Source organism: Desulfofundulus sp., assembly GCF_049701015.1.
Taxonomy (GTDB): domain Bacteria; phylum Bacillota; class Desulfotomaculia; order Desulfotomaculales; family Desulfovirgulaceae; genus Desulfofundulus.
Genome location: NZ_JBNATZ010000135.1, coordinates 1 through 6738 on the forward strand (window position 1 = coordinate 1; position 6738 = coordinate 6738).

Below are 6738 nucleotides of genomic sequence, written 5' to 3' on the forward strand. Positions count from 1 at the left end.
GTAAAAGTAGTGGAGGGGAACAAGGGCTTATTTGTGGCCATGCCCAGCCGCAAAACCCCTGACGGCGAGTTCCGGGATATAGCGCACCCCATCAATTCTTCTGCCAGGGCCATTATTGAAACAGCGGTATTGCAGGCCTATGAACAGGCCATTTAACCCTTTTCCTTCAAGCTGCCCTCCGGTATGCTGTGCATTCTTTAACCTTAAGTGCAAGGCTCCTTGTGCTGTCTTTTTGTGTGAAAAGTATAAAAAATGTCCGGTTAAAAGGAATTTTGCGTTTGATGTCGAAACTGGTCTTAGTTGAATTGTTTTGAGTCATGAAGTAGTTTGAAGCGGCGGGGCTGCCACCGGCAGCCCCTTAACGTGATCCCTTTTAAAGAAGGGGGACGACTGATGTCACTGGCGGCCGTTATTCTGGCGGCAGGCAAGGGTACCCGGATGAAATCCGACCTGCCCAAAGTAATGCACAAGGTTTGTGGCCGTCCCATGATCGAGTACGTCCTGGATGCGGTCCGGGGTGCCGGGGCGAAGGAAATCGTGGTGGTGGCCGGCTTTGGCGGCGATCTGGTAGCTCGTACTGTCCAGGACCGCGCAAAAGTGGTGTTCCAGCACCAGCAACTGGGTACGGCTCACGCACTGCTGCAGGCCGCCCCCCTGCTGGCAAGCTTTCCCGGCACCATTCTGGTTGTCTGTGGGGATACTCCCCTGGTCAGCGCCGGGACTTTGGCCCGGCTGGTGGCGGCACATACCTCCGCAGGAGCCAGGGCCACCGTCCTCACCGCCTACCTGGAAAACCCCACCGGTTACGGCCGGGTGATCCGGGACGGGGAGGGGCGGGTACGAAAGATTGTGGAACAGCGGGATGCCGAACCCGGGGAACTGGCGGTCAAAGAAATAAATACGGGTATTTATTGTTTTTCCGCACCGGGGCTATTTGAGGCCCTGTCCGCTATCAAAAGAGAAAATGCCCAGGGTGAATATTACCTCACTGACATTATTGGTCATTATGTCGATCAGGGGCAGCCTGTAGCCGCCCTGGTGGTGGAAGACGCCCGGGAAGTGGAAGGGATCAATGACCGCCGCCAGCTGGCCCGGGTGGAAAGTTATCTGCGCCGGCAGGTGGTGGAAGAGCTGATGCTCTCGGGTGTTACGATCATGGATCCTGCTTCCACGTTTATCGACCGTGATGTAAAGATCGGTCGCGATACGGTAATATACCCTTTTACAATTATTGAGGGGGACACCATGATCGGTGAGCGTTGTGCCATCGGTCCGGGCAGCAGGCTGGTCAATGTCCGGGCAGGCAACGGCGTGGTTGTTGAACACTCGGTCATCCAGGAAAGCAAAATCGGGGATAATTGTATCATTGGCCCCTTTGCATACATACGGCCTGGATGTGTCCTGGCACCTGACGTTAAAATTGGAGACTTTGTGGAATTGAAGAAAACGGTGGTGGGCAGGGGGAGTAAGATTCCCCACTTGAGTTATGTGGGGGATGCCACCGTTGGTTCAAGAGTCAATATCGGTGCCGGGACCATTACCTGCAATTATGATGGCGAAAATAAGTGGCCCACGATTATTGGAGACGGGGCCTTTATTGGGAGTAATACCAATTTGGTCGCACCGGTTGAAGTGGGGGAGAGGGCTTTTATTGGTGCCGGTTCCACCATCACCAGAAACGTGCCCCCGGGGGCCCTGGGAATTGAGCGGGGGCGCCAGCGGATCATAGAAGACTGGCACCGGAAAAAGTCGAAAAAAGAACCCTGCGAGGGAACGTAAACAGTTCGCGGCCGGTGATCTTAAAGGAGGGGGTAGTATGCTCCCCGGGCCGCAGGGTTGGGCACCCTGGTTTTCTGAAATCAGTGATGGAGGTAGAAGGATGTCATCGCGTAAAGAATTGAAAATCTTTACCGGCAACGCTAACCCCCAGCTGGCCGAAGAGATTGCCCAGTACCTGGGTGTTAGTGTGGGTGCTGCCAAGGTTTCCCGCTTTTCCGACGGAGAGATCCAGGTCAAGATCAATGAAAGCGTGCGGGGGGCCGACGTTTTTATCATCCAGCCCACCTGCCATCCGGTAAACGAACACTTGATGGAACTGCTGGTAATGGTGGATGCGGTGAGAAGGGCTTCCGCCAGGCGTATCACGGCGGTTTTGCCCTATTATGGCTATGCCCGGCAGGACCGGAAGACCCGGGCCCGGGACCCCATTACAGCCAAGCTTGTGGCCAACCTCCTCACTGCCAGCGGTGCCCGGAGGGTAATAACCATGGATCTCCATGCGGGGCAGATCCAGGGGTTCTTTGATATCCCCGTGGATCATCTCCCCGGAGTACCGCTCCTGGCCCAATATTTCATCCAGCAGAGGTTAAAAGACGTTGTGGTTGTCTCGCCCGACCTGGGCGGGGTAACCCGGGCCAGGGACCTGGCCGAACGCATTGGTGCGCCCATTGCCATCATTGATAAAAGGCGACCCGAACCCAATGTGGCGGAAATTATGAACATTGTGGGTGACATTGAAGGCAAGAAAGTCATCATGATTGATGACATTATTGATACCGCCGGTACCATTACCCAGGGTGCGGCGGCCCTGAAAAAATTTGGCGCGCAGGAAATTTACGTCTGCTGCACCCATCCGGTATTGAGCGGGCCGGCCGTTCAGCGACTCAAGGAAGCACCAATTAAAGAGGTGCTTGTCACCAATACCATACCCATACCTCCAGAGAAGATGATCGATAAAATTAAAATTATCTCGGTGGCTCCCCTCCTGGGCGAGGCAATCATCCGCATTCATGAAGACCTGTCGGTGAGCAAGCTTTTCGATTAAATTGCAGCTTTGTTGACAGGGCTGGGCATTGCACAGGCTTTTCGGGAGAACCACTGGTAATACTTTCGAAATAGGAGCGGTGGTTGACCGGTAAGTCTACTTTTCCTGCGGTGCCTGCTCCGGTTGCTCGCGGGCCTCGCCGTTGGGGCCGTGGTGCTGGTCGCAGGAACAGTTGGTTTCCTCATCCCGGGGACCTCTTACCCGTTCCAGAGAGCGGTTTATTACTTCTCCCAGTTCCCGGGTTTTTTGCCTGGTGGTATCCCAGGCCTGGCTTGTTGATTTTTGAAGCTGGCGCAGGGACTCCGCGAGACCTCCCTCAACTTTGATTATGTTGGCCAGGGCTTCGTTGCTGGTCACGATCACTTCTTTTCCGATGGTGCGGACAAAGGCGGTGTCCAGAAAGGCCCGGCCGGAAATAACGCTGTCCAGAAAACCACCGGAAAATTCCAGGCCAACAATGTCGCCGGATTCCAGGTCCACGTAGTATTCGTCCACCTGTCCTAAAAGAGTACCGTTCTCTGTGACGATGCGGGCACCGATGATCCCGATACGGTCCTTGACCAGCTTCACAATATCCGGCAGCTTGGCGCCCCTTTCGGCATTGCTGCTCCGGTCCACGGTAATGACATTCTCCCCTACGCTGTGTACACGGTTGAAGGGTATATACTTTTGTTCCTTGAACCAGCCTTTTTGTTCTATGATCAGGGCGGCCACCGCTTTTTTCTCCGGGTCCACCACCAGCCCCCGGACCACGCCGATTTGTTGTCCTTCTTGCAGGCTGATAACCGGCACACCAGTAAATTGTTTGCTCTTGCGCATCTGCTGACCCCCTTTTTGGTAGCTTTCCTGTCCCTAATCCATATGCTTGATAGTGCGTTGATATGACCAAAAAAAGGGAATACTAGAGAAGAATGCGGTTTTATGCAGGATTGAGGAGGGATGGTTACCATGGAAGCCAGTCTGTCAGCGCAAGTAAGAACCGGCCGGGGGAAGGGTTACCGGCGCCGGTTGGCGGCGCAGGGGAAAATCCCCGCCGTTGTTTACGGCAAGGCTATCGGCAGCATCCCGGTGGAGGTAGAACTGCGGGCGCTGAAGAACATCCTGGCCCGTGAGGGGGGCCGGAACGCCCTGATTGATTTAAAGATAACGGGAGAGGGGCAGGAGCGCCAGGATAAGGTACTGATCAAGGAGCTCCAGTACGATTCCATGCGCGGCGAATTGATCCATGCCGACTTCCAGCAGGTTTCTCTTACGGAGAAGATTACCACCACCGTGCCGGTGGAGCTGGAAGGCGAGCCGGTTGGAGTTAAGCAGGGAGGCATTTTACAGCAGCAGTTGCGTGAGCTGGAAATCTCCTGCCTGCCTGCAGACATCCCTGAAGCGATAACCATGGATATCTCGGGGCTGGAAATTGGGGATACCGTTCACGTGGCGGACCTGCCTGTTCCGCCCGGGGTAAGAGTGCTCAACGACCCCGAAGAGGTGGTGGCTACCGTGGTGGCTCCGGCTGTAGAAAGGGTGCCGGGTGAGGAGGAAGAAACCGGCGAGGAAAAGGAAGCTTCTCCGGAAGCAGGGGAAGAGTAACTTCCCGGTGACTTTCTCCTATGCAAAACCAGCGTGGTCTATCGGGGCAGATAGGATAAATGGAAAACGCCGGGCTTTAAGGCATGCACCCCGGCGTTTTGTTATGCCTGGAGAGTGGGCGAAAGAGAAACCCCGGTTGAAAACCGGGGTTTCTTAACTGGCCTTCAGTTCGGTAAGACCATGGGCATGACGGGCCGTTAGTTCACGTGTATGCCGGGCCACCTCTTCCGGGTCAACCTTGATCCGGGCCACTCCTGTTTGCATGGCCGCTTCTGCCACGGCCGCGGCCACCGCCGGCGCCACCCGGTGGTCGAAGGGTTTGGGGATGATATAGCCGGGTCCGAGTTCTCCCGGGGCCACCAGGCCGGCAATGGCCCGGGCGGCAGCCACCTTCATGGCGTCGTTGATGTCGGCTGCCCGCACATCCAGGGCACCGCGGAAGATACCGGGGAAGGCCAACACATTGTTAATCTGGTTGGGGAAATCGGAACGCCCGGTAGCTACCACGGCAGCCCCGGCTTTCAGGGCTTCATCCGGCATAATCTCCGGTACCGGATTGGCAAGAGCGAAGACAACAGCACCGGGAGCCATACTGCGTACCATGTCCTCCGTCACCAGACCAGGTTTTGACACTCCGATAAAGACATCAGCTCCGTTTAAAGCATCAGCCAGCCGGCCTTTGATTCCCCGCGGGTTGGTGAGAGACGCTATTTCTTCCTTGTATTTATTGAGCCCGCTGCGCCCGCGGTAGACCACTCCCTTGCTATCGCAAAGCACGATATCCCGTACGCCCAGGTATTGCAACAGCCTGGCCACGGCTATGCCCGCTGCGCCACACCCGTTTATAACCACCCGGACTTCGCTCATCTCTTTGCCCACCACTTTTAAGGCATTGAACAACCCGGCTGCCGTAACCACTGCGGTACCATGCTGATCATCATGAAAAACCGGGATGCTTACTTCCTTTTTCAGCCGTTCTTCAATTTCAAAACAAGCGGGTGCTGCAATGTCTTCCAGGTTGATGCCTCCAAAGGTCGGCTCCAGCATTTTAACCGTCTCAACAATTTTGTCGATATCCCTGGTAGCCAGGCAGATGGGGAAGGCGTCGATACCGGCCAGTTGTTTGAAGAGCAGAGCTTTGCCTTCCATTACCGGCAGAGCCGCTTCCGGGCCGATGTCTCCCAAACCCAGGACTGCGGTGCCGTCGGAGACAATCGCCACCAGGTTGCCTTTGGCGGTATACTCGTACACCAGGTCTTTTTGGGCGTGAATTTGCCGGCACGGTTCAGCCACGCCCGGGGTATAAGCCAGGGAAAGATCATGTTCGTTATCGATGGGGACTTTTCTATTGACCTCTATTTTGCCGTGGAATTTACGGTGCATCTGGATTGCCTCTTCATTTAGTGTTAGAGTCATTGGAAACACCCCATTATGTATGATGAATCCTGTATACAGTATAACACGGGGGTCGCCCCCTGTCAATCCAAAAAATGTATTAGCGGACCGGTAACACAAGGAAATCCTTGGTGCATAAAATGTCAGAAAACCCATTATCTAACAAGGAGGGTTGAACATGCCTGAAATCCAGGTGCAGTCCTATTACGGTCCTATGGAATTGGCCCAGCCTCTGATTGACCGCCTGCGTCAGCTTCAGGGACAGCAGGTAACGGTTTACGTGAAGCATGTGATGCGTCACCAGGTAGGGACTCTTGAAGTAACAGGTATACTCCATAATGTGGGTATTGATTACATCGAGGTACACATTGCGGGTAACCGCGGCCCGGTGCGCTATACCATCATTCCCATCGCTGCTGTTGGTGCTGTTATGGCCGGTGGTCCTCCGGCATTCACACCCGGGCCCGGCGTTTATCCACCTCATGGCGGGCTTTAATTACCACAATCAGGTAAGCTCCGGGGAAAGCCGGAGCTTTTTACTGCTCCGGCTACAGACCTTGCAGTTGCGGGACAAGGCCGTTACGGGTACAATGGTCATGGAAAGGGGAGCAACAATGATGTGGCTGATAGTAGGTCTGGGTAACCCCGGTCCGGAGTATGCCGGGACCCGCCATAACGTTGGCTTTATGGTTCTGGACAGGCTGGCGCGGGAACTGGGTATTCCGGTCGAGCGAGTGTTTTTGCGTGCTCTGGTCGGACAGGGGCAGTTGTCCGGCCAGGGACTGGTGCTGGCCAAGCCCTTAACCTACATGAACAGGAGCGGTGAAGCGGTAGCCTCCCTGTTAAATTATTACAGGCTGTTGCCGTCCCAACTGCTGGTCGTTTCCGATGACCTGGACCTGCCCACCGGCCGGTTGCGGCTGCGCAAGTCCGGG

Annotated in this window: 8 protein-coding genes; 6 read left to right on the forward strand and 2 right to left on the reverse strand. The window is 55.3% G+C overall.

The genetic code is table 11. The features are described from left to right. The 3 genes from ACPLUI_RS09130 to ACPLUI_RS09140 all read left to right on the forward strand — a co-directional run. Positions 1-156 (forward strand): SpoVG family protein (locus ACPLUI_RS09130; protein ID WP_424659960.1); only part of this gene is annotated, 156 nt, incomplete at its 5' end. A 237-nt stretch (positions 157-393) separates the two neighbouring features. Continuing rightward, positions 394-1779, forward strand: a complete 1386-nt coding sequence (gene glmU / locus ACPLUI_RS09135; protein ID WP_424659954.1) for a bifunctional UDP-N-acetylglucosamine diphosphorylase/glucosamine-1-phosphate N-acetyltransferase GlmU — start codon at positions 394-396, stop codon at positions 1777-1779. A gap of 100 nt (positions 1780-1879) precedes the next feature. Next, positions 1880-2824, forward strand: a complete 945-nt coding sequence (locus ACPLUI_RS09140) for a ribose-phosphate diphosphokinase (protein ID WP_424659955.1) — start codon at positions 1880-1882, stop codon at positions 2822-2824. 96 nt (positions 2825-2920) lie between these two features. On the opposite strand, the gene ACPLUI_RS09145 is transcribed toward ACPLUI_RS09140, so the two are convergent. Next, entirely contained in the window at positions 2921-3643 is a 723-nt protein-coding gene (locus ACPLUI_RS09145; RefSeq protein WP_424659956.1) for a PRC-barrel domain-containing protein, read from the reverse strand. Positions 3644-3772: 129 nt separating this feature from the next. On the opposite strand from ACPLUI_RS09145, the gene ACPLUI_RS09150 reads away from it, so the two are divergent. Next, complete coding sequence (locus ACPLUI_RS09150) at positions 3773-4408, forward strand: 50S ribosomal protein L25/general stress protein Ctc (protein WP_424659957.1); 636 nt, start codon at positions 3773-3775, stop codon at positions 4406-4408. A gap of 153 nt (positions 4409-4561) precedes the next feature. On the opposite strand, the gene ACPLUI_RS09155 is transcribed toward ACPLUI_RS09150, so the two are convergent. Next, positions 4562-5824: an NAD(P)-dependent malic enzyme gene (locus tag ACPLUI_RS09155; RefSeq protein WP_424659958.1), complete on the reverse strand. Its 1263-nt coding sequence runs from the start codon at positions 5822-5824 to the stop codon at positions 4562-4564. Positions 5825-5981: 157 nt separating this feature from the next. Between ACPLUI_RS09155 and ACPLUI_RS09160 the strand changes: the two genes are divergently transcribed. Together ACPLUI_RS09160 and pth are read left to right on the forward strand one after the other, a co-directional pair. Then, entirely contained in the window at positions 5982-6299 is a 318-nt protein-coding gene (locus ACPLUI_RS09160) for a hypothetical protein (protein ID WP_424659959.1), read from the forward strand. A gap of 121 nt (positions 6300-6420) precedes the next feature. Next, positions 6421-6738, forward strand: a 318-nt coding sequence (pth, locus tag ACPLUI_RS09165) for an aminoacyl-tRNA hydrolase (protein WP_424659961.1), incomplete at its 3' end; no start/stop codon positions are given.

Bases quoted from the DNA above. Each gene is read 5' to 3' on its own strand.
- glmU (WP_424659954.1), top strand. From the start codon at position 394: ATGTCACTGGCGGCCGTTATTCTGGCGGCAGGCAAGGGTACCCGGATG.
- ACPLUI_RS09140 (WP_424659955.1), top strand. From the start codon at position 1,880: ATGTCATCGCGTAAAGAATTGAAAATCTTTACCGGCAACGCTAACCCC.
- ACPLUI_RS09145 (WP_424659956.1), bottom strand. From the start codon at position 3,643: ATGCGCAAGAGCAAACAATTTACTGGTGTGCCGGTTATCAGCCTGCAA.
- ACPLUI_RS09150 (WP_424659957.1), top strand. From the start codon at position 3,773: ATGGAAGCCAGTCTGTCAGCGCAAGTAAGAACCGGCCGGGGGAAGGGT.
- ACPLUI_RS09155 (WP_424659958.1), bottom strand. From the start codon at position 5,824: ATGACTCTAACACTAAATGAAGAGGCAATCCAGATGCACCGTAAATTC.
- ACPLUI_RS09160 (WP_424659959.1), top strand. From the start codon at position 5,982: ATGCCTGAAATCCAGGTGCAGTCCTATTACGGTCCTATGGAATTGGCC.